General features: G+C 68.2%; 25 protein-coding genes. 17 read left to right on the top strand and 8 right to left on the bottom strand.

All coding sequences use genetic code 11. The annotated features are described in order from the left end of the window. Positions 1-29: 29 nt before the first annotated feature. The 5 genes from PFX98_RS13235 to PFX98_RS13215 all read right to left on the bottom strand — a co-directional run bounded on the left by PFX98_RS13235 (position 30) and on the right by PFX98_RS13215 (position 3,956). Complete coding sequence (locus tag PFX98_RS13235; RefSeq protein ID WP_285230969.1) at positions 30-2,321, bottom strand: methyl-accepting chemotaxis protein; 2,292 nt, start codon at positions 2,319-2,321, stop codon at positions 30-32. Positions 2,322-2,378: 57 nt separating this feature from the next. Further along, positions 2,379-2,909 (bottom strand): chemotaxis protein CheW, encoded by a 531-nt coding sequence (locus tag PFX98_RS13230; RefSeq protein WP_285230968.1) that lies wholly within the window; start codon positions 2,907-2,909, stop codon positions 2,379-2,381. 2 nt (positions 2,910-2,911) lie between these two features. Then, positions 2,912-3,277 (bottom strand): response regulator transcription factor, encoded by a 366-nt coding sequence (locus PFX98_RS13225; RefSeq protein WP_285230967.1) that lies wholly within the window; start codon positions 3,275-3,277, stop codon positions 2,912-2,914. Between the two features lie 72 nt (positions 3,278-3,349). Then, positions 3,350-3,742, bottom strand: a complete 393-nt coding sequence (locus tag PFX98_RS13220) for a response regulator (protein ID WP_285230966.1) — start codon at positions 3,740-3,742, stop codon at positions 3,350-3,352. Positions 3,743-3,803: 61 nt separating this feature from the next. Continuing rightward, entirely contained in the window at positions 3,804-3,956 is a 153-nt protein-coding gene (locus PFX98_RS13215; RefSeq protein WP_133604594.1) for a rubredoxin, read from the bottom strand. A gap of 202 nt (positions 3,957-4,158) precedes the next feature. Between PFX98_RS13215 and thiD the strand changes: the two genes are divergently transcribed. Genes thiD through PFX98_RS13195 form a run of 4 tightly spaced genes read left to right on the top strand, consistent with a single transcriptional unit; the run spans position 4,159 to position 9,017 of the window. After that, positions 4,159-5,130: a bifunctional hydroxymethylpyrimidine kinase/phosphomethylpyrimidine kinase gene (gene thiD / locus PFX98_RS13210; RefSeq protein ID WP_285230965.1), complete on the top strand. Its 972-nt coding sequence runs from the start codon at positions 4,159-4,161 to the stop codon at positions 5,128-5,130. Positions 5,131-5,152: 22 nt separating this feature from the next. Then, a complete protein-coding gene (gene hemL, locus PFX98_RS13205) occupies positions 5,153-6,439 on the top strand; it encodes a glutamate-1-semialdehyde 2,1-aminomutase (RefSeq protein WP_285230964.1) in 1,287 nt (428 codons plus the stop codon). Positions 6,440-6,491: 52 nt separating this feature from the next. After that, entirely contained in the window at positions 6,492-7,868 is a 1,377-nt protein-coding gene (gene mpl, locus PFX98_RS13200) for a UDP-N-acetylmuramate:L-alanyl-gamma-D-glutamyl-meso-diaminopimelate ligase (RefSeq protein WP_285230963.1), read from the top strand. A gap of 57 nt (positions 7,869-7,925) precedes the next feature. Beyond that, positions 7,926-9,017 carry an AI-2E family transporter gene (locus PFX98_RS13195; protein WP_285230962.1) on the top strand — a complete coding sequence of 364 codons (1,092 nt, stop codon included), beginning with the start codon at positions 7,926-7,928 and terminating at the stop codon, positions 9,015-9,017. Positions 9,018-9,083: 66 nt separating this feature from the next. Here PFX98_RS13195 and PFX98_RS13190 read toward each other — a convergent pair whose 3' ends face one another. Continuing rightward, entirely contained in the window at positions 9,084-11,708 is a 2,625-nt protein-coding gene (locus tag PFX98_RS13190) for a zinc-dependent metalloprotease (RefSeq protein WP_285230961.1), read from the bottom strand. A gap of 178 nt (positions 11,709-11,886) precedes the next feature. Between PFX98_RS13190 and PFX98_RS13185 the strand changes: the two genes are divergently transcribed. Together PFX98_RS13185 and fabG are read left to right on the top strand one after the other, a co-directional pair. Beyond that, on the top strand, positions 11,887-12,477 hold the full coding sequence (locus PFX98_RS13185) for a YqiA/YcfP family alpha/beta fold hydrolase (RefSeq protein WP_285230960.1): 591 nt from the start codon (positions 11,887-11,889) through the stop codon (positions 12,475-12,477). Continuing rightward, complete coding sequence (gene fabG, locus PFX98_RS13180; RefSeq protein ID WP_285230959.1) at positions 12,468-13,208, top strand: 3-oxoacyl-[acyl-carrier-protein] reductase; 741 nt, start codon at positions 12,468-12,470, stop codon at positions 13,206-13,208. The genes PFX98_RS13185 and fabG overlap by 10 nt, the downstream gene beginning before the upstream one ends. Before the next feature lie 35 nt (positions 13,209-13,243). Here the strand turns inward: fabG and PFX98_RS13175 are convergent, their stop codons facing one another. After that, entirely contained in the window at positions 13,244-15,397 is a 2,154-nt protein-coding gene (locus PFX98_RS13175; RefSeq protein ID WP_285230958.1) for a prolyl oligopeptidase family serine peptidase, read from the bottom strand. Between the two features lie 363 nt (positions 15,398-15,760). Between PFX98_RS13175 and PFX98_RS13170 the strand changes: the two genes are divergently transcribed. The 11 genes from PFX98_RS13170 to PFX98_RS13120 all read left to right on the top strand — a co-directional run bounded on the left by PFX98_RS13170 (position 15,761) and on the right by PFX98_RS13120 (position 25,878). After that, the gene (locus PFX98_RS13170) at positions 15,761-17,812 is read left to right on the top strand and encodes a ribonuclease catalytic domain-containing protein (RefSeq protein ID WP_285230957.1); all 2,052 of its coding nucleotides are present in this window, start codon (positions 15,761-15,763) and stop codon (positions 17,810-17,812) included. A 3-nt stretch (positions 17,813-17,815) separates the two neighbouring features. Further along, entirely contained in the window at positions 17,816-18,667 is an 852-nt protein-coding gene (locus tag PFX98_RS13165; protein ID WP_285230956.1) for a TonB family protein, read from the top strand. Then, a complete protein-coding gene (gene aroE, locus PFX98_RS13160; RefSeq protein ID WP_285230955.1) occupies positions 18,664-19,509 on the top strand; it encodes a shikimate dehydrogenase in 846 nt (281 codons plus the stop codon). Before PFX98_RS13165 ends, aroE begins: the two co-directional genes overlap by 4 nt. 7 nt (positions 19,510-19,516) lie before the next feature. Continuing rightward, entirely contained in the window at positions 19,517-20,260 is a 744-nt protein-coding gene (locus PFX98_RS13155; RefSeq protein ID WP_285230954.1) for a transglycosylase domain-containing protein, read from the top strand. 2 nt (positions 20,261-20,262) lie between these two features. Then, positions 20,263-20,862 carry a hypothetical protein gene (locus tag PFX98_RS13150; protein WP_425334603.1) on the top strand — a complete coding sequence of 200 codons (600 nt, stop codon included), beginning with the start codon at positions 20,263-20,265 and terminating at the stop codon, positions 20,860-20,862. Continuing rightward, positions 20,859-21,380: a TlpA family protein disulfide reductase gene (locus tag PFX98_RS13145; protein ID WP_285230952.1), complete on the top strand. Its 522-nt coding sequence runs from the start codon at positions 20,859-20,861 to the stop codon at positions 21,378-21,380. Before PFX98_RS13150 ends, PFX98_RS13145 begins: the two co-directional genes overlap by 4 nt. A gap of 157 nt (positions 21,381-21,537) precedes the next feature. Beyond that, positions 21,538-21,981 (top strand): type II 3-dehydroquinate dehydratase, encoded by a 444-nt coding sequence (aroQ, locus tag PFX98_RS13140; RefSeq protein WP_425334602.1) that lies wholly within the window; start codon positions 21,538-21,540, stop codon positions 21,979-21,981. Positions 21,982-22,052: 71 nt separating this feature from the next. Continuing rightward, positions 22,053-22,508, top strand: coding sequence for an acetyl-CoA carboxylase biotin carboxyl carrier protein (gene accB / locus PFX98_RS13135; RefSeq protein ID WP_285230951.1), 456 nt, complete (start codon positions 22,053-22,055; stop codon positions 22,506-22,508). Positions 22,509-22,517: 9 nt separating this feature from the next. Next, positions 22,518-23,867: an acetyl-CoA carboxylase biotin carboxylase subunit gene (gene accC, locus PFX98_RS13130; protein ID WP_285230950.1), complete on the top strand. Its 1,350-nt coding sequence runs from the start codon at positions 22,518-22,520 to the stop codon at positions 23,865-23,867. Then, positions 23,867-24,775: a 50S ribosomal protein L11 methyltransferase gene (prmA, locus tag PFX98_RS13125; protein ID WP_285230949.1), complete on the top strand. Its 909-nt coding sequence runs from the start codon at positions 23,867-23,869 to the stop codon at positions 24,773-24,775. The genes accC and prmA overlap by 1 nt, the downstream gene beginning before the upstream one ends. Before the next feature lie 32 nt (positions 24,776-24,807). Beyond that, positions 24,808-25,878, top strand: a complete 1,071-nt coding sequence (locus PFX98_RS13120; protein ID WP_285230948.1) for a zinc-ribbon and DUF3426 domain-containing protein — start codon at positions 24,808-24,810, stop codon at positions 25,876-25,878. Between the two features lie 60 nt (positions 25,879-25,938). On the opposite strand, the gene PFX98_RS13115 is transcribed toward PFX98_RS13120, so the two are convergent. After that, complete coding sequence (locus PFX98_RS13115) at positions 25,939-26,580, bottom strand: histone (protein ID WP_285230947.1); 642 nt, start codon at positions 26,578-26,580, stop codon at positions 25,939-25,941. Positions 26,581-26,794 lie beyond the last annotated feature (214 nt).

Here is a 26,794-nt window from a genome sequence, read left to right as displayed (position 1 = left end):
CGTTCTGTGCTTGGTGCGGTTGTCAGCGATCAGCCAACCTTGAAACGCGCCACCGACTGCTTCAAGGCATCGGCCGAGCGCGAGAGCTCATGCACCATCTGGGCGGTGGAGCGCGTGCCCTCACCGGTCTGCTCGGTCACCGCAAAAATATGCTGGATGTTCGAGGCCACCTCGTTGGCGGAATGCGCCTCGCTGAGCGCCTGGTTCGAGATGCGGGCGATCAACTCGTCCAGACGACGCGACACCTCGTCGATCTCGTCCAGCGCCTTGCCGGCCGCATCGGACAGCTTGGTACCCTGCACCACCCCCAGCGTGGAGCGCTCCATGGCGGCCACCGCGTCGTGGGTGTCGGTCTGAATCGTCTTCACCAGCGCGGCAATGCGGCGCGTCGCGTCGCCCGAGCGTTCCGCCAGGCGCTGCACTTCTTCGGCCACCACCGAGAAACCGCGGCCGGCCTCGCCGGCCGAGGCCGCCTGGATGGCCGCGTTCAGCGCCAGCACATTGGTCTGCTCGGTAATGTCCGAGATCAGCTCGGTGATCTCACCGATTTCCTGCGAGCTCTCGCCCAGGCGCTTGATGCGCTTGGAGGTCTCCTGGATCTGCTCGCGGATCGAGTTCATGCCGCCGATGGTGTTGGCCATGGCCTGCTTGCCGGTCTCGGCCACGGCACGCGACTGGCGCGCCACCTCGGCGGTTTCCTGCGCCTGCGCCGACACCTGGTTGATGCGCTCGGCCATCTGCAGCACCGCCTCGCCGGTGGCGCGGATCTCGTGCAGCTGCTCGGTGGAAGCGGCCAGCAGCTCGGTGGAGGTCTGGTCCACCAGGCCGGTGGTTTCGGTCACCCGGCCGGCGGTGGACTGCACCTGCGTCACCAGCAGGCGCAGCTCTTCCACCGTGTAGTTCACCGAGTCGGCGATCGCGCCGGTGATGTCCTCGGTCACCGTAGCCTGCTGCGTCAAGTCGCCCTCGGCGACCGACTGCAGCTCGTTCATGAGACGCAAAATGGCGGCCTGGTTGGCGTCGTTGACGCGCTTGGCCTCCTGCTCCTGCACCTCGGCCTCGCGCTTCTGCGCCTCGGCCAGTTCGGCGCGATGCGCCTGACCCGCCACATACAGGCGCAGAAAGCCCAAAGCGCCCACCACCAGGGCCGCCAGCGAAGCCAGCATCGCCAGCAGCAGGCCGAAGCCCAGGCCGCCGGCCGACTCGAGCTGCTGGGCGATCTCGTCCAGGCCCTTGCGCAGCGGTTCGCTGTCGTTGAGGATCGCGGCCTGCGCCTCGCGCGCCGCCACCAGGCCCTGCAGATTGCCCAGAATCGCCGAGGCTTCCTTGCGCGTCTGCTCGTACTGCGACAGCAGGGTCTTGAGGCGCTCCTTCAGCTGCGGGTCATGCGCGCCCTTGAGGCGCAGCTCGGGGTTGCCGTTGATAAGGGCCTCGGTGATCTCGCGGAAGGAGTTCAGGTCCTTGCCGAGCAGGAACACCGCCTCCGGGCTCACGCCCTCCTGGGTCAGGAACTCGTTGGCGCTCTTGCCGATGCGCTGGGTCAGCATCACCAGCTGGCCCGCGGCCGAGAGTTCGGCTGGCGAGCCGCCCTGCTGCAGCGACAGCGAGGCCACCGCCTCGGCGCTTTCCAGCAGGTCCGAGGATTGACGGTTGATGGTGCGCAGCGCCTTACCCACCTGGGTCAGCACCTTCTCCTGCGCGATCACGGTGTTGCCGTTCTTCTCGGCGCGCTCCACCATCGGCGCGACGGTCTCCAGCGCCGGCTGCACGCTGCCGGGCGCAATCGCCAGCTCGCCCTCGCCGTTGCGCAGATTGCGCACCACGCTGCCCAGCACGCCGATGCTTTCCTTCAGCTCGGCGAAGGCGCCCACATTGCCCACCAGGGCGGTGGACACCGACTTGGCCAGGCGCTGCGACTGCATCATGGCCTGGCCGGTGGCGCGCACCTGGGCCGCGCTGCGGTTCGCGTTCACCAGGCTCAGCGCCACCGTGGTGGCCGTGCCCAGCACCCCCACCGCCACCAGGGCGGTGAACAGCTTCTGGCGGCGGCCGCGGTCTTCGGCCTTCGCCGGCATCAGCCCGGGCGCGGCGCTGATGGTGTCGGGCGCCGAGGCGGTGGACTGGAAGCCCGCATTGGTGTCGACAAAGTCCGCCGCCACGTTGTCGGTCGGCAGCGCTTCGGAAATGATGGAGCTGGACTCGCTGCGCGGACCGGTGTCGCTCGCATGTACGCCTGCCTGAGCATCCAGGGCGGTGGTCTCGCCGGCCTCCTGGCCTTCGGAGGTCGCGCCCAATTTCTTGATCTTGTCGAGGAAGCTCATCTCACCCTCATGTTGTCGGTTGATTGACGCAATGCCCGCGCCGGCTGGCGCCACGCATCACACCACAATACGCAAGAACGGTTCGAACCTGGACAAGGCCTCCAGGTCGATCACCTGCCAATGCCGGCCCTCGGCGTCGCGCCGCAGCGCACCCGCAAAAGCCGGCCGCGGCGTCGCCGACGGCACATCCGCCACCGGCTGCAACTGCTCGTCGCCGCGCAAGCCCAGCAGCTTGTCGACCAGCAAGGCGCAGTTGATATTGAGTTCGGGGTTGATCGACACCAGGCGCTGCTGCGTCACATCGCCGCGCACGCCGGGCTCGCGCAGGCCCAGAAAGGCGGCGAAGTCCACCACCGTGTGCAGGCCGCCGCGCAGGTTCGCCACCCCCAGGGCCCAGGGCTCGGTGTAGGGCACCGGCTTGATGGCCACGGGCGTGAAGATCTCGGCCGCCTGCTTGAGCGAGAACAGCAGCGCCACGCCGGCGCATTCCACCGCCAGCCAGGAGGCCGCCTGCGGCGTTTCGCGCGCGGCCTGCATGCGCTGCGCGAGGCGTTGCTGGAGTTCGCGCAGTGCTTGCTTGTTGGCCATGCTCAGCCTAGCGCCTTGATCTTGGCCAACAGCTCGTCGGACTTGACCGGCTTGACCACGTAGTCACGCGCGCCTTGGCGCATGCCCCAGACCTTGTCGGTTTCCTGGTTCTTGCTGGTGCACATGATCACCGGCACATTGGCGTAGCGCTCGTCGCGCGTGATGGCGCGGGTCAGCTGGAAGCCGTTCTGGCCCGGCATCACCACGTCCATCAGGATCAGGTCTGGCACTTCCTCTTCCAGGCGCTTGAAGGCTTCCTCGCCGTTCTCGGCGGTGCGCACCACGAAGCCTCGCTTGCTCAGCATCTCGCTGAGCGCATGCAGCTCGGTCTTGGAATCATCGACCAGCAGAATCTTGTGTATCGTCATGTGGACTCCTCGTCACGCCGCCTCTGTCGGGCATCTCATTGGCCGGCTTCATCGATCATCTGGCCGGGCGAATCAAGGGCCGCGGCGGTGCATCTGCACCGCCTGCAGCAATTGGTCTTTGGTGAAGGGCTTGGTCAGGTAATCCTGCGAGCCCACCATGCGGCCGCGCGCCTTGTCGAACAGACCGTCCTTGCTGGACAGCATGATCACCGGCACGCCGGAAAACTGCGGGTTGCGCTTGATGATGGCGCAGGTCTGGTAACCGTCGAGCCGCGGCATCAGGATGTCGCAGAACACCAGATCGGGTTTGTAGTCGCTCAGCTTGGAAAGCGCGTCGAAGCCATCCTCGGCCAGCACCACCTCGTGCCCGCCTTGCTTGAGAAAGATCTCGGCGCTGCGGCGGATGGTGTTGCTGTCGTCGATGACGAGCACCTTGGTCGCTGCGCCAGGTGCTTGGGGAGCCATTGTGTCCAACCCTTGTTCTCCTCAGCGTATGGAAAGGGCAGAAGGTTTCAAACAGTCCGCGTCAGATGCGGACCATCTCGAAGTCTTCCTTGCGGGCCCCGCATTCGGGGCAGGTCCAGTTCATGTCCACATCCGCCCATGCGGTACCTGGGGCAATGCCGTGCTCGGGGTCACCTGCGGCTTCGTCATAAATCCAGCCACAGATCAGGCACATCCAGGTACTAGCTTCGGTCACGGTGAATATGGTTTGCTCACTACAATGCGAAGATTGTAGCTACGCGCCCCCCTCCGCCCATTGAGCAAGTAGGCACAGATGCAACAGGCTTTTCGGTCCTTCGTCACGCCCTGCTGCAAGCCCTTCAAGACCACGACGCGCTGACGTCCTCACCCTCGGGTGAAACCCCAATCCCCACTTCATGAGCAGCCCTGACCATTCCCCCGCCGAGACCATCCAGGGCCAAGACGAGCAGGAGCAACCCGCACCCGCGTGCGTGATGAGCTTCAACGCCAGCGACCCCAGCGGCGCCGGCGGCATCGCCGGCGACGTGGCCACCATCGCGGCGATGGGTGCGCATGCGCTGCCGGTGGTCACGGCCATCCTGCTGCGCGACACCGCCGAGGTGTTCGAGCAGCATGAGCTCGATGCCGACGTGATCGTCGAGCAGGCGCGCAGCATCCTGGAAGACGTGCCGGTGGCGGCCTGGAAGGTCGGCTTCCTGGGCAGCGCCGAGGGCGTGAGCGCGGTGGCCGAAGTGCTCAGTGATTACCCCGATGTGCCGCTGGTGGCCTATCTGCCCGCCATCACCTGGCTCGACGAGGAGCAGCAGCAGAGCTATCTGGATGCCTTCCGCGAGCTGGTGCTGCCGCAGGCCCTGGTGCTGGTGGGCAACCACAAGACCCTCACCGATTTCCTCTTGCCCGACTGGGACGCGGACCGCCCGGCCTCGCCGCGCGAGCTGGCGGTGGCCGCCGGCGAGCATGGCACGGGTCATGTGCTGGTGACCGGCATCAGCCTGCCCAATCAGTTCGTCGACAACGTGCTGGCGAATCCGCAGGGGCCGATCACCGGCGAGAAGTTCGAGCGCTTCGAGGTCAGCTTCGTGGGCGCGGGCGACACGCTCTCGGCCTCGCTGGCGGCGCTGCTGTCGGTTGGCTCCGAGATCCACACCGCGGTGGGCGAGGCCCTGTCCTTCCTGGACCAGGCGCTGGACGCGGGCTTCCGCCCCGGCATGGGCAATGCCGTGCCCGACCGCTTCTTCTGGGCCATGCCGCCCGCCGAAGAAGGCGAAGAGGGCATGGAGGGCAGCCAGCCCCTGCTGCCCGACACCGAGCCCGGCGACCTGATGGCCGACGAGCCGCCCACGCGCGGCCCGCGCCGCATCCACTGAACCCTTTTCTTCCCTTCCTGCCATGAGTCAGAACCAAGCTCTGTTCGAGCGCGCCCAGCGCTCCATCCCCGGCGGCGTGAATTCGCCCGTGCGCGCATTTCGCGCGGTAGGTGGCACGCCCAGATTCATCAAGCGCGGTGAAGGGGCTTACATCATCGATGCCGAGGGCAAGCGCTACATCGACTACATCGGCTCCTGGGGCCCGATGATCCTCGGCCACGGCCACCCGGCGGTGCTGGAGGCGGTGCAGAAGGCGGCGCTGGACGGCTTCTCGTTCGGCGCGCCCACCGAGCGCGAGATCGAGCTGGCCGAGGAAATCATCAAGCTGGTGCCCTCGATCGAGCAGGTGCGCCTGGTGAGCTCGGGCACCGAGGCCACCATGAGCGCGATCCGGCTGGCGCGCGGCGCCACCGGCCGCAGCAAGTTCATCAAGTTCGAGGGCTGCTACCACGGCCACACCGATGCCCTGCTGGTGAAGGCGGGGTCGGGTCTTGCCACCTTCGGCCACCCCACCAGCGCCGGCGTGCCGGCCGAGGTGGCGCAGCACACCCTGGTGCTCGAGTACAACAACGTCGCGCAGCTGGAGGAGGCCTTCGCCCTGCACGGCAAGGAGCTCGCCTGCGTCATCATCGAGCCGATCGCCGGCAATATGAATTTCGTGCGCGCCGCCGTGCCCTTCGTGAAGCGCCTGCGCGAGCTCTGCAGCGAGCATGGCGCGCTGCTGGTGTTCGACGAGGTGATGACGGGCTTCCGCGTCGGGCTGGCGAGCGCGCAAGGCCATTACGCCAAGCTGCTGCCCGGCTTCAAGCCCGATGTCAGCGTGTTCGGCAAGGTCATCGGCGGCGGCATGCCGCTGGCCGCCTTCGGCGCCAGCCGCGAGATCATGAAGCAGCTCGCGCCGCTGGGCCCGGTCTACCAGGCCGGCACGCTGTCGGGCAATCCGGTCGCCACCGCCTGCGGCCTGGCGACGCTGCGCGAGATCCAGAAGCCCGGCTTCTACGAGGCGCTGGGCGCCAGGACGCGCCAGCTGGTGGACGGCCTGGCGGCCGTGGCCATGGACAACGGCGTGCCCTTCAGCGTCGATTGCGAGGGCGGCATGTTCGGCTTCTTCCTGATGCCCGAGCTGCCGCAGAACTACCAGACCGTCATGAAGACCGACGGTGCGCGCTTCAACGCCTTCTTCCACGGCATGCTGGACGGCGGCGTCTACCTGGCGCCGGCGCTCTACGAAGCCGGCTTCGTGAGCGCGGCGCACAGCGAGGCCGACATCCAGGCCACGCTGCAGGCCGCCCGCACCGCGCTGCGCTGAAGCGCCGCGCGCCCACCGGCGCCCTTCTCTTGCCCCGTTCCTCGCCATTCCCATGCACATCCACATCCTCGGCATCTGCGGCACCTTCATGGGCGGCCTGGCCGCCCTCGCCCGCGAAGCCGGCCACCGTGTCACCGGCTGCGACGCCAATGTCTACCCGCCCATGTCGGAGCAGCTGCAGGCCCTGGGCATCGAGCTGATCCAGGGCTTCGGCGCCGAGCAGCTGGAGCTCAAGCCCGATCTGTTCGTGATCGGCAATGTGGTGACGCGCTCCAGCGAGGGCCGCTTCCCGCTGATGGAAGCCATCATGGACCAGGGCCTGCCCTATACCAGCGGCCCCGAATGGCTGGCCAGCCATGTGCTGCAGGGCCGCCATGTGCTGGCGGTGGCGGGCACGCATGGCAAGACCAGCACCACCTCGATGCTGGCCTGGATCCTGGAGCATGCCGGCCTGCAGCCCGGCTTCCTGGTGGGCGGCGTGCCGCAGAACTTCGGCGTGTCGGCGCGCCTGGGCGCGGGCAAATGCTTCGTCATCGAGGCCGATGAATACGACACCGCCTTCTTCGACAAGCGCAGCAAGTTCGTGCATTACCGGCCGCGCACCGCCATCCTCAACAACCTCGAGTTCGACCACGCCGACATCTTTGCCGACCTGGCCGCCATCGAGACCCAGTTCCACCACCTGGTGCGCACCGTGCCGGCCACGGGCCGCGTGATCGTGAACGCACGCGAGGAGGCGCTGCAGCGCGTGCTGGCGCGCGGCTGCTGGAGCGAGCTGCAGCGTTTCGGTTCGCGCAAGGAAGAGCCCGGCGCGCTGCGTGCGCGCGGCGAGCCGCAGGCCTTCGACGTGCTACGCGGCAGCCTCAAGGTGGCGCGCGTGGAATGGGCGCTGCTGGGCGAGCACAACCAGCTCAACGCGCTGGCGGCGATGGCCGCGGCCGAGCATGTGGGCGTGACGCCCGAGCAGTCGGCCGCCGCGCTGGCCAGCTTCCAGAACGTGCGCCGCCGGCTGGAGCTGCGCGGCGAGGCGGGCGGGGTCAAGGTCTACGACGACTTCGCCCACCACCCCACCGCGATCCGCACCACGGTGAACGGCCTGCGCCGCAAGATCGCACCGAGCGAGCGCATCCTGGCGGTGTTCGAGCCGCGCTCCAACACCATGAAGCTGGGCACCATGAAGGCGCAGCTGCCCTGGGCCCTGGAGGAAGCCGACCTGAGCTTCTGCAACCAGGCCGGGCTGAGCTGGGACGCCAAGGAGGCACTCGCACCGATGGGCGCGCAGGCCCTCGTCGGCACCGATGTCGACGCCCTGGTGGCCGCGGTGGTGAAGGCCGCCAGGCCCGGCGATCATGTGCTGTGCATGAGCAATGGCGGCTTCGGCGGCATCCACGAGAAGCTGCTGGCGGCGCTGGAGGCCAAGGGCCGCTGAGGCCGGCGCTGCCGCCCCGGCTACCATGGCCGCTCTCCAGCCCGCCGAGAGCGCCCCATGTCAGCTGCCCCCTCCGACGACTCGTCCGCCAACTCACCCGCCCTGCAGGACAAGAGCTTCGTGGTCCTGCTGGCGCTGGTGACGCTGGCCTTCGCCTGGATCCTCTGGCCGCTCTACGGCGCGCTGCTGTGGGGCACGGCCGCGGCGATCGTGTTCGCGCCGCTGCACCGCTGGATGCTGCGGCGCTGCGGCCAGCGCGCCACCCTGGCGGCGCTGCTGACGCTGAGCCTGGTACTGCTGCTGGTGATACTGCCGCTGACGCTGGTGAGCATCGCGCTGGCCCAGGAGGCCGGTGCGCTCTATGCCAAGCTCAAGTCCGGCGAGTTCAGCTTCAGCGGCTATGTGCAGCAGGTCTACGCGGCCCTGCCCGCCGGCCTGCTCAGCGGGCTGGAAAAACTCGGCGTCAGCGATCCGCTGGACCTGCAGCAGAAGCTGACCGAGGCGCTCAAGCAGCTCAGCCAGGCCATCGCCACCAAGGCCTTCGGTTTCGGCCAGGACACCTTCGATGTGGTGGTGAGCTTCTTCGTCATGCTCTACCTGCTGTTCTTCCTGCTGCGCGATGGCGATCGCCTGTCCGTGCTGCTGCGCCATGCCCTGCCGCTGCGCGCCGCCCACAAGCGCCGCCTGATGGAGAAGTTCCGCGCCGTGATCGGCGCCACCGTGAAGGGCAATATCGCCGTGGCCGCGCTGCAGGGCGCGCTCGGCGGCCTGGCCTTCTGGGTGCTGGACGTGCACGCGCCGGTGCTGTGGGCGGTGCTGATGGCCTTTCTGTCGCTGCTGCCGGCGGTGGGCGCCGGCCTGGTCTGGCTGCCGCTGGCCATCTACCTGCTGGCCACCGGCGCGATCGGCCAGGGCCTGGGCCTGATCGCCTATGGCGTGCTGGTGATCGGGCTGGTGGACAACCTGCTGCGCCCGCTGCTGGTCGGCAAGGACAGCAAGATGCCCGACTATGTGGTGCTGGTCTCCACCCTCGGCGGCATGGCGGTGCTGGGCCTGAACGGCTTCGTGATCGGGCCGCTGATCGCCGCCATGTTCATCGCGGTGTGGGACATCGTGGCCCAGGACGGGCGGCGCAGCGCGCCGAAATGACACAAAAAAAGCCGGCCCTGAGGCCGGCTTTTGCATTGCGGGCGGGGCGCCCGCTCAGGCTGACGGTCAGCTGCGCTGCATATTGGCGCGCAACACGCTGCCCAGCATGTCCAGGCTCTCGGCCAGGTGCGCGCGCGTCTCCACCGACTGGCCGCCCTTGCCCAGCGCCGCGCGCAGATCGCTCTGCAGCTGCACCGCGTGCAGGCGCGCCAGCGCGTAGGCATCGGCCATCACGCCGGGGGCACCGCCCTTGGTGAGCACGGATTGCAGGCGCTTGAGGTGCTCGCGCTGCAGATTGCGGCGCAGGCGGTCGATCTCGGCGCCGCTCTTGAGCTCGCTCCAGATGCTGGACTGCAGGGTGCCGTAGACCTCGCTGAGCGAGATGATGCCCTTGCGCTGCTTCTCAGGCACATAGGCCGGCAGGTCCATCAGGCGCTGCGCGGTATTGGCGTTGAGCAGGCGGTCCAGCACCACCAGCTGCACACGCGCCACCGCGGCCGGGATGTTCATCGGGCCGACGCGCTCCCACTCGTTGTAGTCCACCTGCAGGGTGCTGAGGAACTCGGGGCGGAAGCGGAAGGAATCGGCGCTGAACAGGCCGCTGGCCAGGAACTTCAGGGCCTCGCGCTGCTGCGCCGGCTCGACCGGGCTGAACGCGGTGCGGCCGGTGGAGCCCGGCAGGTCGCGCTGCATATGCATGCCGCCGACATACTTGCCCACCAGCTCGGCCGCGCGGTAGAGCTGGTTGAAACCGTTCACCAGCGAGCGGCGCTGGCGCAGCGGATCGTCACCGGCCTGCGGCTTGCGGTCCTGCACGCGGCCCCACAGCTCCTGCGAGAGCTTGAGGCGGCGCTTGAAATAGGCCATCGGGTCGGCGCCGAGGTCGAAGCGGTTCGCCAGCGGATCGATGCCGTCGAACAGGTCGGCGTCGGCGTCGTCGGCATAGGCCAGCTGCAGCTCGGTGCTGCGCGCGGCGATCTTGGCCAGCTCGGCCGCCTCCGCCTCGGGGGCCAGCGGCTTGTAGGCGTATTCGATCGCCCAGTAGTCGTAGGCACCCAGGGTGGTGTTGTTGTAGCTGCCCTGGGTCTCGCCCTGCAGCGCGAGGTTGTAGGCGTTGTAGTCCATCACCGAGCCGGAGATGCCCTTGGCTTCGGTGTAGGCCTTGTCGCTCAGCTGCGCCTGCGTGACGGTGGTGGAGGCCTTGAAGTTGTGCTTCAGGCCCAGGGTGTGACCCACCTCGTGCATGATCACGTCCTTGATGCGCGCCTGCACAAAGGCCTCGGCCTCGGGGCTGTCGGGCGCGATCTCGCCGCGCGCTTCCAGCACGTCCATCGCGAAGCCCATCTCGGCGGCGGCTTCGTGGGCGTAGTTGCAGAAGTCCTCATCGGCATGCGCCGCATGCTTGCCCGGGCCCACGTCCTCGGCAATGAAGGCGCGGCCGCCGCGGGCGAACACATCGCTCATGCCGATGTCCGCGTCCAGGATCTCGCCACTGCGCGGATCGGCGTGGCTGGGGCCGATGGCAAAGCCCACGTCGGCGCCGACGAACCAGCGGATCGAGGCATGGCCGGCGTCCATATTGTCCCAATCGGCATCATCGGGCTGCTGCTTGGCGACCACGGCGTTCTTGAAGCCGATCTTCTCGAAGGCCTTGTTCCACTCCAGGATGCCGGCCTCCACCGCGCCGCGGTACTTGGCCGGGATGTTCTTGTCCATCCAGTAGGTGATGGGCTGCACCGGCTCGCTCAGCGCGGCGCTGGCGTCCTGCTTCTCCAGGCGCCAGCGCTTCAGGTAGTGGACGCGCGGGTTCGGCTTGTTGTCATTGCTCAGATCGCTGAAAGACTCGGCGAAATGGCCCAGGCGCGGATCGGTCCGGCGCGGCGCCATCACGGTCTCGGGCAGGGCCTGGAAGTTGTAGACGAAGCTCAGGAACATGCTGCGCGGGTCCGGCGTGGCCTGCGGCGGCGTGGGCATGGGCACGGGCGCGGGGGTCAGCGGCGGCGCCGGGATGCGCGGGGTGGCGAAGTGCATGCGCGCGGTCAGCGTGCTGAGCTTGGCGTCGGCGCGCGCGGCCTCGAAATAGGAGTTGGCACGGTCGGCCGCGAAGGGCAGGCGGTAGGCCATCTCCAGGCGCGTGGACATGCCGGGGATGTCGGTCAGCAGCAGGGCCGCGTCCACCAGCACCGACTTGCGCTCCGGATGCTCGGCGCTGGCCAGCGTGCCGGAGGCCAGCAGGCTGGGCGAGAAGGCCTGTTCGCCGGCCAGCTTGCCGCCGCCCTCGGCGCGGAACTTGGTGTTGAGCGCGATCAGCTGCACCTGGTTGCCGACGCGGCGCCACTCGGCCATCAGGGCGCGGCCCATCTGGCTGGCATAGAGGCCACGCTCGCCCACCGCATTGGCGTAGTTGACGGTGAACATGAAGGGCTTGTTGAACTGCGCCTTGGGGATCTCCAGCCAGACCTTCTCGTCCTTGCGCCAGATCGGGAACAGGCCGTCCTGGCGCTTGGCATCCTTGCTCACCTCGGCAAAGGGCTTGGGCGCGGCGGGATCGGCGGCCGGACGTGGCGGCGTGGCCGCGGGTGCGGAAGCGCCGTTCGCAGGGGCAGCGGGAGCGGTCGTCTGCGCGTGGGCCGTGGCGCCCAGCAGCAGCAGGGCGGCCGCAACGGCGGTGAGGTTCTGGGTAGAGCTCATGGATGGGATTGGGATTGCAGATGCAAAAGAGCAGCAAAGGCGCGACTGTCGCCGTGCCGGCCGCACCCGTCAATGCGGCCAAACTCCGATCGCACCCAGAAAACCGTGCTTCATCGCACGTCGCCGGTGACGCCGGGCTGACAGACCGCGGGCGGCCCTGCCGCTAGACTGCGGCCCCATGCCTCACCGCACCACCCACCTGCTCTACCTGCATGGCTTTCGCTCCTCGCCACGCTCGGCCAAGGCCCAGCGCATGGCGGCCTGGGTGGGCGAGCAGCGCCCGCAGCTGCGGTGGGCCTGCCCGCAGCTGCCGCCCTCGCCGGCCGCGGCCATGCGGGAAGTCATGGCGCTGATCCAGACCTGGCCGCGCGAGCGCATGGCCGTGATGGGCAGCTCGCTGGGAGGCTTCTATGCCACCCAGGTGGCGCAGGCCACCGGCTGCCGCGCCGTGCTCTTGAACCCCGCGGTGGATCCGGCGCGCGACCTGGCGCGCTATATCGGCGAGCACAGCTGCTGGCAGAACCCGGACGAGAAGTTCTTCTTCCGCGCCGAGTTCGTCGACGAGCTGCGCGCGCAAACCCTCGGCAAGCTGGCCCATCCCGAGCGCCTGCTGGCGGTGATCGCCAAGGGCGACGAGGTGCTGGACTGGCGCGAGATGCAGGCCCGCTACGCGGGCTGCCGCATCAAGCTGCTGGAAGGCAGCGATCACGGCCTGTCCGATTTCGACGACTACCTCCACGAACTGACGGAATTTCTCCTATGCGTTTGAAGAACAAGGTCTGCATCATCACCGGCGCCGCCCAGGGCATTGGCCTGGCCACCGCCCTCAAGTTTGCCCAGGAAGGCGCCACCGTGGTGGTGTGCGACCGGCGTGCCGAGGGCGTGGATGCCGCGGTCGCGGCCTGCGAGGCCGCCGGCGCCAGCGCCATGGGTCGCGTGCTGGACGTGACCGACCGCGTCTCGGTCGACCTGATGACGGCCGCGGTGCTGGAACAGTACGGCCGCATCGACGTGCTGGTGAACAACGCCGGCATCACCAAGGACGCGCGCCTGCAGAAGATGAGCCTGGAGCAGTTCGATGCCGTCATCGACGTGAACCTGCGCGGCGTCTTCCACTGCGCCCAGGCGGTGGCCGACACCATGGTGGCGCAGGGCGGCGGCGTGATCCTCAACGCCTCCTCGGTGGTGGGCATCTACGGCAACTTCGGCCAGACCAACTATGCCGCCAGCAAGTTCGGCGTGATCGGCTTCACCAAGACCTGGAGCCGCGAGCTGGGCCCCAAGGGCGTGCGCGTCAACGCGGTGGCCCCGGGCTTCATCGAGACCCCCATCCTCGGCACCATCCCCGACAAGGTGATGGACGAGATGCGCGCCCATGTGCCGCTCAAGCGCCTGGGCAAGCCCGAGGAGATCGCCAACGTCTATGCCTTCCTGGCCAGCGACGAGGCGAGTTATGTCAACGGCGCCGTGTTGGAAGTGTCCGGCGGCATGACCGTCTAAGCACGAGGGGCCAGCTTGCGCTGGCCCCTCGTTGTTCAGGGCTTCGGCTGGAAGCCGGCGTCACCGAACTGCCAGAGGAAGAAGCTCCAGACATCGGCGGTTTCGTCCAGGCGCTGCGCGACGCCCGAGCCCATGCCGTGGCCGCCCTCGAAGTCCACGCGCAGCAGCACCGGCCGGCTCTTGTAGCTCTCGGGGTTGGCCGCCTGCAGGCGCGCGGCCAGCTTGCCGGGCTCCCAGGCCTCCACGCGCGGGTCGTTGGCGCCGGTGGTGGCGATCACGGCCGGGTAGGCGCGGCCGTCCTGCACGCGGTGATAGGGGCTGATCGCGTACATGGCCTTGAAGTGCGCCGGGTTGCTGACGGTGCCGAACTCGGCAATGTTCGGCGCGCCATTGGGCGTGAACTCCATGCGCAGCATGTCCGAAAGGCTCACCGCGCTCTGCGCCGCGGCAAACAGCTCGGGGCGCTGCGTGATGGCGCCACCGATGGTGATGCCACCGGCACTGCCGCCGGTGCCAGCCAGGGTGGCGGGCGAGGCGTATTGGTGCGCGATCAGGTACTCGGCGCAGGCGATGAAGTCCGACACCGTGTTCTGCTTGGTGAGGATGTAGCCGCCCTGGTGCCAGTCTTCGCCCAGCTCGCCGCCGCCGCGCACATGGCAGATCGCCAGCACGCCGCCGCGCTCCAGCCAGGCCAGGCGGGTGGCGCCGAAGCGCGGCTCCTGCGTGATGCCATAAGCGCCGTAGCCGCTCAGCACGGTGGGGCGCTTGCCGTCCAGCGGCGCGCTCTTGGACGAGAGGATGGACAGCGGCACCATCACGCCGTCATGGCTCTTCACCATCACGCGTTTCGCCTGCACACCCGAGGTGTCGAGGCTGTTGGGCTTTTGCACGTCGACGCGCCGGGCCGGTGCTGCGGCCTTGCCCGGATTCAGCACCAGGCTTTGCGGCGCCTCGGTCCAGCCCTCGTGCAGCACCAGCAATTCGCCGCCAGCCAGCGGGCTGATCTCGCGCAGCGTGCCCTCGAAGGGCAGTGCCACCGTGGCAACCTCCGCGCCGCCCTTCTTGGCCACGCGCCAGAGCTTGCTGACGCCCGCATCCAGCGCCTTCACATAGACGGCATCGTCGGCCGCGCTGATGTGCTGCAGCACGCTCTCGCCGGCCGGCAGCACGCCGCGGAACAGCGTGGTCTTGGCGCGCAGATCCAGGCTCAGCAGTTCGCGGCGCGAGGCCTTCTTCTGGCTCAGGGCATAGACCTGGTCGCCCGAGATCACCGCCTGGGTGATCTTGTCGGCCGGGCTGATGATGCGGCGCCAGGGCGTTGCGGCACCCAGGTGCAACTGGTCGGCCGGGGCCACCCAGTAGGAGCGCTCCACCGCGTCGCCATGCAGCACCTCGGCCAGCGCCCAGCGCGAGCCCTTGCTGAGGTAGACATAGGGCAGATCGGCGATCGCGAACTTCTCCTTGGCACTCACCTCCCAGCCGAACAGCGGCTGGTCCTTGCTCGGGTCCTGGCCCAACTTGTGCATGAACACGGCGCTCTTGTTGTAGCGCTCGTCGGCCGGATGGCGGTTGTAGGCGAAGCCGCTGATGTCCTTGAACCAGGCCACGCCGTACTGGTTCAGGCCGGTGTGGGCAATCGCCTCGTCGAGGAACTTGCCGCTCGCCACCTCGAGCACGCGCAGCACGCTGTTCTCGGAGCCGCCGCTGGACAGGCCCACCGCCAGCAGGCGGCCATCGGGCGAGGGGGTGTACCAGTCGATCGCATGCTTGCCCGGCTCGCCGGCAATGTTGTTGGGGTCCAGCAGCTCCCGGTCTACGCCCTCGACGCCGGCACGCACCCACAGGCGCGACTGGTTCTGGCCCGGTGCGCGCTTCATGTAGAACAGCTTGCCCGCGACGATCTCGTAGCCGCCGGTGCTCTCACCCGCGTCGGCCAGCTGGCCCAGGCGCTCGCGCAGGGCCGCACGGCCGGGGATCTGCGCCAGGCTGGCCTTGGCGTAATCGGCCTGGCTGCGCAGCCAGCCCTGGAACTCGGCGGACTTCATGTCCTCCATCCAGCGGTAGGGATCCACCACCACGGTGCCGTGGTAGTTGTCGCTCACCGGCTTTTGCGGCGTGCTCGGGTAGGGCGTTTGCGCCACGACATGGGTGCAGGCCGCCAGGGCCAGGGCAGTGAGAGCAAGTTTCATGATTTGCCTTTGCATGAGCTGCGGTAACAGCCGAGCCGCGCATCTTAGAGCGTGTTTACGACCCCCTCATGGTGCCCGCAAGGCAGCCCAGGGGCGCAATCTAGGCGCGCGCCGCAGGCCAGGCTCGCCGCCTGGCCAAGGGGTGCAACGACGAGTGCGCCCCTGGGCTGCCTTGCCCTTCGGGTTGCCCCGCAAAGACAGCGTCTGCAGCGTTGCAAATCCTCGCCGGGTGTCCAACCCGGCTGCGGTTTGCGCCTTGCATCCCCTGCCTTTGCGGGGCAACGGGCGCCATGAGGGGATCGCAAACACGCTCTTACCGAAGCGCTCCGGCGGCCCCGGCCGATCAGCGACAATGCCGCCCATATGTTTGCCCTGTTCGATGAAGCCGGAAAATTCCTCGCCGGCCGTGTGATGTCCGAAGCCGAGTCCTCGATGCAGATCGAGCTCGATTCGGGCAAGCGCGTCAAAGTAAAGGCGGCCAATGTGCTGCTCAAGTTCGACAAACCCGCGCCGGCCGAGCTGCTCGCCGAAGGCCAGCGCCTGGCCCAGGAGATCGACCTGGATCTGGCCTGGGAATTCGCCCCCGAGGGCGAGTTCGCGTTTGCGGACCTGGCGCGCGACTATTTCGATGCCAAGGCCGGGGTCACGCACCAGGCCGCCGCGCTGTTCCGCCTGTTCGAAGCGCCGCATTACTTCCGCCGCATGGGCCGTGGCCAATTCAAGAAGGCGCCCGAGGAGATCGTCAAGGCGGCCCTGCTGGGCCTGGAGCGCAAGCGCCAGCAAGCCCTGCAGATCGAGGCCTGGGCCGAGGAGCTGGCCGCCGGCCGCTGCCCCGATGCGATCCGCGAGCAGATCTACAAGATCCTCTTCAAGCCCGACAAGAACGGCCCCGAGTACAAGGCCGTGGTCGAGGCCACCAAGCGCGCGCAGAAAGCGCCGCTGGACCTGCTCAAGGGCGCCGGCGCGATCACGAGCGCCTACCAGTTCCACTGGAAGCGCTTCCTGTTCGAGAACTTCCCCAAGGGCACCGGTTTCCCGGCCCTCACGGCCCCCGAGATCAAGGACGAGCTGCCGCTTTCCAGCGCCCGCGCCTTCTCGATCGACGACTCGGCCACCACCGAGATCGACGATGCGCTCTCGGTGCAGGGCCTGGGCACGGGCACGGTGGTGTTCGGCATCCACATCGCCGCGCCGGGCCTGGCTATACAGCCGGACTCGGCGGTGGACAAGGTAGCGCGCGAACGCCTCTCGACCGTCTACATGCCGGGCTGGAAGCTCACCATGCTGCCCGACGAGGTGGTGCAGGCCTACACGCTGATCGAGGGGCGCGATTGCCCGGCGGTGTCGCTGTACGTGACGCTGGACGAGGCCACGCTGGCCATTCAGGGCAGCGAGACGCGGCTGGAGCGCGTCGCCATCGTCTCCAATCTGCGCCACGACAAGCTGGACGCGGTGATCACCGAGGCCACGCTGACCGGCGCCGCGCCGGCCGATTACGCGCATGCCGCCGAGCTCGCCTTTGCCTTCCGCCTGGCACAGGCGCTGAAGGCGCAGCGCGAGGTGGTGCGCGGCAAGCCCGAGAACTTCAACCGCCCCGACTACAACTTCCGCCTCGACAGCGGCGGCCTGAGCGAACCCGAGGGCGGCGAGCTGGTGAGCATAGGCACGCGCGTGCGCGGTGCGCCGCTGGACCTGATCGTGGCCGAGGCGATGATCCTGGCCAACAGCAGCTGGGGCGGCTGGCTGAACGAGCTGGGCCTGCCCGCCATCTACCGCAGCCAGGCCAGCCTGGCGCCCGGCGTGAAGGTCCGCATGGGCACCAAGGCGCTGCCGCACGCCGGCATGGGCGTGGCGCAATACACCTGGGCCACCTCGCCGCTGCGCCGCTATGTGGACCTGGTGAACCAGTGGCAGATCATTGCCTGCGCCCGCCACGGCCGCACCGCCGCGCTGGCCGCGCCCTTCAAGCCCAAGGACGCGCAGCTGTTCTCCATCATCTCGGGCTTCGACGCGGCCTACACCGCCTACAACGGTTTCCAGTCGGGCATCGAGCGCTACTGGACGCTGCGCTATCTGCAGCAGAACGCCATCACCGAACTCACCGCCTCGGTGATGAAGGATGGGTTGGTGCGCGCCGACACCCTGCCGCTGGTGTTCAAGGCGCTGGGCTGCGAAGGCCTGGCGCGCGGCAGCCATGTGCGCGTGCGCATCACCGGTTGCGACGAGATGACGCTGGACGTGCATGCCAGCCTGGTCGAGCGCCTGGACGAGGCCCAGGCGCCGGACGAGGATGTCGAACTGCCCGAGGATGACGAGACCGAGGCCAGCGGCCCGCTGACGCTGGCGATCGACATGAACGCCGATGTAGGCGCGGACGAGCCGGCGGACACCAAGGCCGAGGCCGCACCGACCTGAGCCGTGCGCAAGCTCTCCACACTGCACCTTGCGCTGCTGATCTCCGTGGGCCTGCATGCGGGCCTGCTGATGCTGCGCATCGTCGATCCGGAGCGTTTCAACCGCCTGTTCGAGGACACGCCGCTCGAGGTGGTGCTGGTCAATGCCAAGAGCAAGGAGACCCCAACCAAGGCGCAGGCGCTGGCCCAGGCCAGCCTGACCGGCGGCGGTGAAGGCACGGTGGGGCGCGCCACCTCGCCGCTGGCGCCCTCGCCGCGCACCGAGCAGGGCGAGAGCACCGAGCTGTCGCACACCCAGATCGCCAAGCTGCAGGAGGTGCAGCAGCAGCTGCTGGCCCAGGTGCGCCGCGAGCTGGCCCTGCTGCCGCCGCCCGACCCGCAGCGCGACAAGGGCACGCCCGAGGCGCGCGAGCAGGCCGAGAAGCGCCGCCAGCTGGTGCAGTTGCTGGCCGAGATCGAGAAGCGCGTGAACGAGGAAAACGCGCGCCCGCGCAAGCGCTACATCAGCCCGGCCACGCGCGAGGTGGTCTATGCCCAGTACTACGACGCGCTGCGCCGCCGCATCGAGGAGCGCGGCACGCGCGACTTCCCGCAGTACAAGGGCCGCAAGCTGTATGGCGAGCTGACCATGAACATCCACGTGGATTTCAAGGGCAAGGTGGTCGAGACCGACATCGTGCAGGGCTCGGGCAATGCGGTGCTGGATCGGCGCGCCATTGCCATCGCCCGCGCCGCCGGCCCCTTCGGCCCCTTCACGGCCGCGATGCGCCAGGGCGCCGAGGTGCTGGTGATCACCTCACGTTTCAAGTTCACCCGCGAGGACGGGCTGGAAACCAGCCTCAGTGCACAACCATGAGCAGCCCCGACCGTTATGCCGTGGCCGGCAATCCCGTCGCCCACAGCCAATCGCCCTTCATCCACGCAGCCTTCGCGGCCCAGACCGGGCAGGCGCTGGTCTATGAGCGCCTGCTGTGCCCGCTGGACGCCTTCGGGCCGACGGTGGAGGCCTTCGCGGCCGCCGGCGGACGCGGCTGCAACGTCACCGTGCCCTTCAAGTTCGAGGCCTTCGCGCTGGCGCGCCGGCACAGCCCGCGCGCCGCGCTGGCAGGTGCCGTCAACACCCTGCGCTTCGACAGCCAGGGCTGGTGGGGCGACAACACCGATGGCCTGGGCCTGGTGCGCGACATCGAAGGCAATGCCGGCCGCCCGCTGGCGGGCCGGCGCGTGCTGCTGCTGGGCGCCGGCGGTGCCTCGGCGGGGGTGCTGGGTAGCCTGATCGCCGGTCGGCCGGCGGAGCTGGTGCTGGCCAACCGCACGCTGGACAAGGCCGCCGCCCTGGTGGCCTCGCACCAGGCCTGGGCCGCCGAACATGGCGTGCGGCTCGCCACCACCACCCTGGACGGCTGCAGCGGCGGCTTCGACATCCTCGTCAACGGCACCAGCGCCAGCCTGGCCGGCGCGGGCGTGCCGGTCCAGGGTCAGGTCTTGCGCAGCGGCGGCCTGGCGGTGGACATGATGTATGGCGCGGCGGCCCGGCCCTTCCTGGACTGGGCCGAAGCCCAGGGCGCCGAGGGGCGCGACGGCCTGGGCATGCTGGTCGAGCAGGCGGCCGAGGCCTTTGCGCTGTGGCGCGGCGTGCGGCCCGAGACCGCGCCGGTGCTGGCCGCGCTGCGCGCGCAGCTGGCAAGAAGCAAGTGAGCGGCGCATGAGGTCGCTGCTACGCCTGTTGCTGCTGCTGGCCATGGCGGTGCTGGCCTTGCAGCTCTATTTCGCCGCGCGCATCGCCTTGATGAATGTGCTGGCGCCCGAATCCACCAGCTTCCAGCGCTCCGAAGCCTGGCGGCTGGCGGTGGAGAAGCACCAGATCCTGTGGAGCCAGCAATGGGTGGACGATGCGCGCATCTCCAAACAGCTCAAGCGCGCGGTGATCGCCAGCGAGGATGCCGGCTTCAGCGAGCATGGCGGCGTCGACTGGGATGCGCTGGAGAAGGCCTGGGAGAAGAACCAGCGCGAGGAAGCGCGCCTGGCCAAGCTGGGCAACCGCGCCCCGGCACGCCTGGCGGCCAAGCCCGCACCCAAGGTGGTGGGCGGCTCCACCATCACCCAGCAGCTCGCCAAGAACCTCTTCCTCAGCGGTGAACGCCATCTGCTGCGCAAGGGCCAGGAGTTCGTGCTGACGCTGATGCTGGAGGCCCTGCTGGGCAAGCAGCGCATCCTCGAGATCTACCTGAACAATGTCGAATGGGGCGAGGGCGTGTTCGGTGCCCAGGCGGCGGCACGCCACTACTTCCGCGTCGATGCCGGCCAGCTCAGCGCCTGGCAGGCGGCGCGCCTGGCGGTGATGCTGCCGGCGCCCAAGCGCTTCGAGAAACGCCCCTCCAGCCCCTATGTGATCGCCAGATCGGCGACCATCGAGGCCCGCATGCCGGCCGTGGCACTACCCGAATGAGCATGGAACAACATCCCGTCAGCGCCGAGATCGCCGCCACCGCCGCCCGCCTAGTGGTGGAAGAAGGCCTGGAGTACGGCCCCGCCAAGCGTCGCGCCGTCAAGCAGCTGGGCCTGGGCAAGCATGCCCCCCTGCCCAGCAACGACGAGCTGGAAGACGAGGTGCGCGACTACCTGGCGCTGTTCTGCGCCGACACCCAGCCGCAGGAGCTGCTGGCCCTGCGCGAGCTGGCGGCGCAATGGATGGAACGCCTGGGCGAGTTCCGCCCGCATCTGTGCGGCGCGGTCTGGCGCGGCACCGCCACCCGGCTCAACAACATCCATTTGCAACTCTATTGCGACGACAGCAAGGCCGCCGAGATTGCGCTCATCAATATGAGCGTGGACTACGAGACGGGCGAGACCACCGGGCCGCGCGGCGAAGCGGTGCAGGTGCTGAGCTTTGCCGCACCCTGCCGCGCGCTGCAGGAGAGCGTGACCATTGCCATGACCATCCTGGACTATGACGACCAGCGCGGCGCCCTCAAGCGCGACGCGCGCGGCCGCAGCGAACGCGGCGATCTGGCCGCTTTGCGCAAACTGATGCTGGAGCAAGCCGAATGAAGCGCCGCCAAACCCTGTTGCTGGGCGCCGCCGGTGCCGGCGCGGCCTTGCTTGGCGTCGTCGCGGCGCTGCGCCAGCGCGGCGGTGAGCCCGCGCTCTCGGACGCCGCATCCGCCTTCTGGGCCGCCCGCTTCGAGACCCTGGACGGCCAGGGCCTGGCCAGCGCCAGCCTGCGCGGCAAACCCCTGCTGCTGAATTTCTGGGCCACCTGGTGTGCGCCCTGCGTCAAGGAGCTGCCGGAGATCAATCGCTTCGCGGGCGAGCATGGAAACTGGCAGGTGCTGGGGCTGGCGGTCGACTCCGCCAAGCCGGTGGCGGAATTCCTGAGCAAGCTGCCGCTCAACTTCCCCAATGCCCTGGCCGGATTGACCGGCACCGATCTGGCACGCACACTTGGTAACACGCAGGGCGGCCTGCCCTTCTCGGTGGCCTTCAACGCGCAGGGCGAGCCGGTGTGGCGCAAGCTGGGCGCCACCCAGCTGGACGAATTGCGCCAGATGGCGCGCGGCCTGAGCTAGCGCGAGCCCCACCGGCCTGCCGAAAGTCAGCCGCAAAGCGCCAAACTGGTCAAGCAGATTATTTTTGGCTAGTTGGCGGGATCTGGTCCTAAAACGCTTAAAGTTCAGCCTTTCAAGCTTCTAGTGTCCAGGCTCTAAACCGCTACGCACGTCGCTGATGCAGATTCTCGTGATTCACGGCCCCAATCTCAATCTCCTCGGAACGCGGGAGCCTGGGATCTATGGCGCGCGAACTTTGCCGCAAATCGATGCTGATCTCGCCGAGACAGCAGCAAAAGCCGGAATCACGCTGGAATCCTTCCAAAGCAACCACGAGGGTGCCTTGGTAGACCGCATCCAGGCGGCGGTGCAGGACGGATGCCGCTTCATCATCATCAATCCGGCAGCCTACACCCACACCAGTGTCGCCCTGCGCGACGCCCTGGCGGCGGTGGCGCTGCCGTTTGTGGAAGTGCACCTGTCCAATATCCACAAGCGCGAGGCCTTCAGGCAGCACAGTTATTTCTCGGATCTGGCCGATGGCGTGATCTGCGGACTGGGCGCCCAGGGCTATCAGCTGGCCTTGCAGTACGCGCTGGCCAAGCTCAGTCCGGCGGGCTGAGATCGAGCCAGCCGCCAGCCTGGCCGGCATTAGAAGCACAACAATCAATCTTCCCGTTGGAGGTAAGCCTTATGGATCTGCGCAAGCTCAAGACCCTGATCGACCTGGTGTCCGAGTCGAACATTTCTGAACTTGAAATCACCGAAGCCGATGGCAAGGTGCGCATCGTCAAGTCCGACGGCACGGTGATGGTGCCGATGGCCCAGGCCATGCCCGTTGCCGCCGCGCCGGTGGCTGCCGCCGCCCCGGTGGCCGCAGCGCCCGTGGCCGCGCCCGCCCCCGCGGCCGAGACCGGCCATGTGGTGAAGTCGCCGATGGTGGGCACCTTCTATCGCGCCTCCAGCCCGAACGCCAAGTCCTTTGCCGAGGTGGGCCAGCAGATCAAGGAAGGCGAGCCGATCTGCATCATCGAGGCGATGAAGATCATGAACGAGATCGACGCCGACAAGAGCGGCACCATCACCAAGATCCTGGTCGAGAACGGCCAACCCGTGGAATTCGGTCAAGCCCTGTTCGTGATCGAGTAAGGCCCGGCCATGTTCAAGAAGATATTGATTGCGAACCGGGGCGAGATTGCGCTCCGGATCCAGCGCGCCTGCCGCGAGCTGGGGGTGAAATCGGTGGTGGTGTATTCCGAGGCCGACCGCGACGCCAAGTATGTGAAGCTGGCCGACGAGGCCGTCTGCATAGGCCCGGCCGCTTCAGCCCAGAGTTATCTGAGCATGCCGGCCATCATCGCCACCGCCGAGGTCACCGATGCCGAGGCCATCCATCCCGGCTACGGCTTCCTCTCCGAGAACGCCGACTTTGCCGAGCGCGTCGAGCGCAGCGGCTTCACCTTCATCGGCCCGACCTCGGAAAACATCCGCATGATGGGCGACAAGGTCTCGGCCAAGCAGGCCATGATCCGCGCCGGCGTGCCCTGCGTGCCCGGCTCGGAAGGCGCCCTGCCCGACGACCCCAAGGAAATCATCCGCATCGCCCGCTCGGTGGGCTATCCGGTCATCATCAAGGCGGCCGGCGGCGGCGGTGGCCGCGGCATGCGCGTGGTGCACACCGAGGCGGCGCTGGTGAACGCGGTGCAGATGACGCGCAGCGAGGCGGGTGCTGCCTTCGGCAATCCCGAGGTCTATATGGAGAAGTTCCTCGAGAACCCGCGCCATGTGGAAATCCAGATCCTCGCCGACAGCCACAAGAGCGCCGTCTGGCTGGGCGAGCGCGACTGCTCGATGCAGCGCCGCCACCAGAAGATCATCGAGGAAGCACCGGCACCGGGCATCCCGCGCCGCGTCATCGAGAAGATCGGCGACCGCTGCTCGGCCGCCTGCCGCAAGATGGGCTACCGCGGCGCCGGCACCTTCGAGTTCCTCTACGAGAACGGCGAGTTCTACTTCATCGAGATGAACACGCGCGTGCAGGTGGAGCATCCGGTCACCGAGATGGTCACCGGCATCGACATCGTGCAGATGCAGATCCGCATCGCCGCCGGCGAGAAGCTGCCCTTCACCCAGCGCAACATCACCATGCGCGGCCACGCGATCGAATGCCGCATCAATGCGGAGGACCCGGTCAAGTTCGTGCCCTCGCCCGGCCGCATCACCATGTGGCACCCGCCCGGCGGCCCCGGCATCCGCGTGGATTCGCACGCCTACACGAACTACTTCGTGCCGCCCAACTACGACTCCATGATCGGCAAGATCATTGCCCATGGCGACACGCGCGAGCAGGCGCTGGCGCGCATGCGCATCGCGCTGTCGGAGACGGTGGTGGAAGGCATACAGACCAATATCCCGCTGCACCGCGAGCTGATGGTGGACGCCAAGTTCATCGAGGGCGGCACCTCCATCCATTACCTGGAAGGCTGGATGTCCCAGCACAAGCGCTGATGTCCGCCACCCTGCACGAACTGATCCTGGTCTGCCGCGAGGACGATGTCGAGGTCGTCAGCGACGCGCTGATGGAGATCGACTCGCTGGCCGTCTCGGTGGAAGACGCCGATGCCGACACGCCCGCCGAACAGGCCCTGTTTGGCGAACCCGGCATGCCCGCGCCCAAGGGCGGCTGGGAGCGCTCGGTGGTGAAGGCCCTGTTCGCCACCGAGGCCGAGGCCACCGAGGCCGCCACCCTGGTGCTGGCGCAGGACTGGGCTGCCGATGTGCATGTGCAGACCATCCAGGCGGTGGCCGAGCAGGACTGGGTGCGCCTGACGCAATCGCAGTTCGCGCCGGTGGAGATCACGCCCGAGTTCTGGATCGTGCCCTCCTGGCATGAGGCGCCGGCCCAGGCCACCAAGGTGATGCGCCTGGATCCGGGCCTGGCCTTCGGCACCGGCACGCACCCGACCACGCGCATGTGCCTGCGCTGGATTGCGCAGCATGCCCACCAGGCACCCGCCTGGGATCGCGTGCTGGACTACGGTTGCGGCTCGGGCATCCTCGCCATCGGCGCGGCCCTGCACGGTGCCAAGCAGATCGACGCGGTGGACATCGATCCGGCGGCCATCACCGCCTCGCTGGCCAATGCCGAAGCCAACCACGTGCAGTTGCACGCCGCCCTGCCCGATGCCGCCAAGGGCGAGTACCCGCTGGTGTTGGCCAACATCCTGGCCTCGCCGCTGAAGCTGCTCGCGCCCCTGCTCTGCGCGCATCTGGCCCCCGGCGCGCACCTGGTGCTGGCCGGTATCCTGGAGCGTCAGGCCGATGAGCTCAAGGCCGCCTATGCGCCCTGGGCCAAGCTCGAGGTGAGCGACAGCGAAGAGGGCTGGATCCTGATGACGGCGCAGCGCCAGGCCTGAGAGGCTCAGTGAAGTAATGGCATGATCCGCGCATGAGCCTGGCCACCCGTTGTACCGCTTGCGGCACCATCTTCCGGGTGGTGCAGGATCAGTTGCGTGTCTCCGATGGCTGGGTGCGTTGCGGCCGCTGTGCCGAGGTGTTCGACGCCCGCGAGCAGCTCTTCGACATGGACCGCGAGGCGCCGCCACCCTGGCCACCGCAGGCGCAGGTGCCCGAGCCCACCGGCCACACCCCGCTGGAGCAGGCCCCGGCACCGGCCGAGCAGGTCACCTGGGTCATCCCCGCGGATACGCGCAGGCCCGCCGCCGAACCGGCCGCCGACGCTGCGCCCGCCGAGGCAAGCCCTGACCCCCAGCTGATACGGGACGCGCAGGAGCCGGCCACGGCCGCGGACCGGCGCGAACCCTACTGGGAGCCCGAGCCGGCCGAAGAGCCGGAGCCCGAAGCACCCCTGCCCGAGCCGCGCGGCCTGCCGCCAGCGCCCGAGCCCCTGCTGCCGCCGGCCGACGACCAGGACGTGGTGCTGGCGCCCGGCCTGGCCGCCGCGGCCAGCAGCGCCGCCGATGCAGCGCCGCCGGCCGCGGCGCCGGTGCCGAGCTTTCTCAAGCGCGCCGAAGGGCAGGCCCGTTGGCAGCGCCGCCCGGTGCGCCTGGCGCTGGCCCTGGGCAGCAGCTTGCTGGCAATGGGCCTGGCGGCCCAGGTGCTCTGGCATTTCCGCGATGCCGCGGCCGCCATCTATCCGCAGGCCCTGCCCCAGCTGCGGGCCGCCTGCGCCCAGCTCGGCTGCGAGATCAAGCCCTGGAAGCGTATCGACGCGATCAGCGTGGAAAGCAGCGCGCTGACGCTCGCGGCCTCGGGCAATCACTACAAGCTGAGCCTGAGCCTGCGCAACAAGAGCGGCTGGGAACTCGCCCTGCCCTGGGTGGACCTGACCCTCACCGACGCCAACGGCGCCATCGTGGCGCGCCGCGCACTCTCGCCGGCAGAGTTCAACCTTGGCAAGAACAGCCTGGCGGCCGGTGCTGAGCAGGGGCTGCAACTGGTGCTCAGCACCGGCAAGCAGCGCGTCACCGGCTATACGGTGGAAATCTTCCACCCATAAAAAAACCCGGCCGGGGCCGGGTTTCATACACAAGGCCCCGTGGGGCCCATGCGTTCAAGCTCAGGGCTTGTTGCCGGTCGGGAAGGGCCAGGCAGCTTGCGGGCTCAGTGCGGTCTTGGCTGCGGGAGCAGCGGCAGGCTTGGCAGCAGGAGCAGGGGCAGCAGCAGCCTTCTTGGCGGCAGGCTTCTTGGCAGCCGGCTTGGCGGCGGGCTTTGCAGCAGCCTTGGCAGCCGGCTTGGCCTTTGCAGCAGCCTTGACGGGCGGCTTCTTGGGTGCAGCGGCCTTCTTGGCAGGAGCAGCAGCCTTCTTCGGTGCAGCGGCCTTCTTGGCAGGAGCAGCAGCCTTCTTCGGTGCAGCGGCCTTCTTGGCAGGAGCGGCAGCCTTCTTAGGTGCAGCGGCCTTCTTGGCAGGAGCAGCAGCCTTCTTCGGTGCAGCGGCCTTCTTGGCAGGAGCGGCAGCCTTCTTCGGTGCAGCGGCCTTCTTGGCAGGAGCGGCAGCCTTCTTCGGTGCAGCGGCCTTCTTGGCAGGAGCAGCAGCCTTCTTCGGTGCAGCAGCCTTCTTGGCAGGCGCAGCAGCCTTCTTAGGTGCGGCAGCCTTCTTGGCCGGAGCGGCCTTCTTTGCCGGAGCTGCGGCCTTCTTAGCCGGAGCAGCCTTCTTCGCGGGAGCGGCCTTCTTGGCCGGCGCCTTCTTTGCAGTTGCCATTTCGTTTCTCCTTGATCAAGTGGAAAAGTCACTGCCCGCCACGGACCGGTCCGCCGCAGTGCAGTTATTCACCGCCTGAGAGTCGCCCAGGAGGAGCGCCTCAGTACGATGAATGGGGGCACAAGCCCACACCGCCGCTTCTATGTCGGTCGGTTGAGGGCTTGCAAAGCTTGATCTCATTGATGAGCTTTCAACAAAGGACTGTTCGGCGCCG

The sequence above is a fragment of the Paucibacter sediminis genome (assembly GCF_030254645.1).
In the GTDB taxonomy this organism is placed as follows: domain Bacteria; phylum Pseudomonadota; class Gammaproteobacteria; order Burkholderiales; family Burkholderiaceae_C; genus Paucibacter_B; species Paucibacter_B sediminis.
The sequence above is the reverse complement of the archived record's forward strand: the minus strand, read 5'-3'. Positions and strand labels throughout refer to the sequence as shown.

What these genes read in the sequence shown, in the direction of transcription:
- PFX98_RS13220 (WP_285230966.1), bottom strand. Translation starts at nt 3,742, where the DNA reads ATGGCTCCCCAAGCACCTGGCGCAGCGACCAAGGTGCTCGTCATCGAC.
- PFX98_RS13145 (WP_285230952.1), top strand. Translation starts at nt 20,859, where the DNA reads ATGAAGCGCCGCCAAACCCTGTTGCTGGGCGCCGCCGGTGCCGGCGCG.
- PFX98_RS13195 (WP_285230962.1), top strand. Translation starts at nt 7,926, where the DNA reads ATGTCAGCTGCCCCCTCCGACGACTCGTCCGCCAACTCACCCGCCCTG.
- accC (WP_285230950.1), top strand. Translation starts at nt 22,518, where the DNA reads ATGTTCAAGAAGATATTGATTGCGAACCGGGGCGAGATTGCGCTCCGG.
- PFX98_RS13115 (WP_285230947.1), bottom strand. Translation starts at nt 26,580, where the DNA reads ATGGCAACTGCAAAGAAGGCGCCGGCCAAGAAGGCCGCTCCCGCGAAG.
- PFX98_RS13155 (WP_285230954.1), top strand. Translation starts at nt 19,517, where the DNA reads ATGAGGTCGCTGCTACGCCTGTTGCTGCTGCTGGCCATGGCGGTGCTG.
- PFX98_RS13230 (WP_285230968.1), bottom strand. Translation starts at nt 2,909, where the DNA reads ATGGCCAACAAGCAAGCACTGCGCGAACTCCAGCAACGCCTCGCGCAG.
- PFX98_RS13185 (WP_285230960.1), top strand. Translation starts at nt 11,887, where the DNA reads ATGCCTCACCGCACCACCCACCTGCTCTACCTGCATGGCTTTCGCTCC.
- PFX98_RS13225 (WP_285230967.1), bottom strand. Translation starts at nt 3,277, where the DNA reads ATGACGATACACAAGATTCTGCTGGTCGATGATTCCAAGACCGAGCTG.
- aroE (WP_285230955.1), top strand. Translation starts at nt 18,664, where the DNA reads ATGAGCAGCCCCGACCGTTATGCCGTGGCCGGCAATCCCGTCGCCCAC.
- PFX98_RS13215 (WP_133604594.1), bottom strand. Translation starts at nt 3,956, where the DNA reads ATGTGCCTGATCTGTGGCTGGATTTATGACGAAGCCGCAGGTGACCCC.
- PFX98_RS13120 (WP_285230948.1), top strand. Translation starts at nt 24,808, where the DNA reads ATGAGCCTGGCCACCCGTTGTACCGCTTGCGGCACCATCTTCCGGGTG.
- PFX98_RS13170 (WP_285230957.1), top strand. Translation starts at nt 15,761, where the DNA reads ATGTTTGCCCTGTTCGATGAAGCCGGAAAATTCCTCGCCGGCCGTGTG.
- mpl (WP_285230963.1), top strand. Translation starts at nt 6,492, where the DNA reads ATGCACATCCACATCCTCGGCATCTGCGGCACCTTCATGGGCGGCCTG.
- thiD (WP_285230965.1), top strand. Translation starts at nt 4,159, where the DNA reads ATGAGCAGCCCTGACCATTCCCCCGCCGAGACCATCCAGGGCCAAGAC.
- PFX98_RS13190 (WP_285230961.1), bottom strand. Translation starts at nt 11,708, where the DNA reads ATGAGCTCTACCCAGAACCTCACCGCCGTTGCGGCCGCCCTGCTGCTG.
- fabG (WP_285230959.1), top strand. Translation starts at nt 12,468, where the DNA reads ATGCGTTTGAAGAACAAGGTCTGCATCATCACCGGCGCCGCCCAGGGC.
- prmA (WP_285230949.1), top strand. Translation starts at nt 23,867, where the DNA reads ATGTCCGCCACCCTGCACGAACTGATCCTGGTCTGCCGCGAGGACGAT.
- PFX98_RS13150 (WP_425334603.1), top strand. Translation starts at nt 20,263, where the DNA reads ATGGAACAACATCCCGTCAGCGCCGAGATCGCCGCCACCGCCGCCCGC.
- accB (WP_285230951.1), top strand. Translation starts at nt 22,053, where the DNA reads ATGGATCTGCGCAAGCTCAAGACCCTGATCGACCTGGTGTCCGAGTCG.
- PFX98_RS13175 (WP_285230958.1), bottom strand. Translation starts at nt 15,397, where the DNA reads ATGAAACTTGCTCTCACTGCCCTGGCCCTGGCGGCCTGCACCCATGTC.
- PFX98_RS13235 (WP_285230969.1), bottom strand. Translation starts at nt 2,321, where the DNA reads ATGAGCTTCCTCGACAAGATCAAGAAATTGGGCGCGACCTCCGAAGGC.
- aroQ (WP_425334602.1), top strand. Translation starts at nt 21,538, where the DNA reads ATGCAGATTCTCGTGATTCACGGCCCCAATCTCAATCTCCTCGGAACG.
- hemL (WP_285230964.1), top strand. Translation starts at nt 5,153, where the DNA reads ATGAGTCAGAACCAAGCTCTGTTCGAGCGCGCCCAGCGCTCCATCCCC.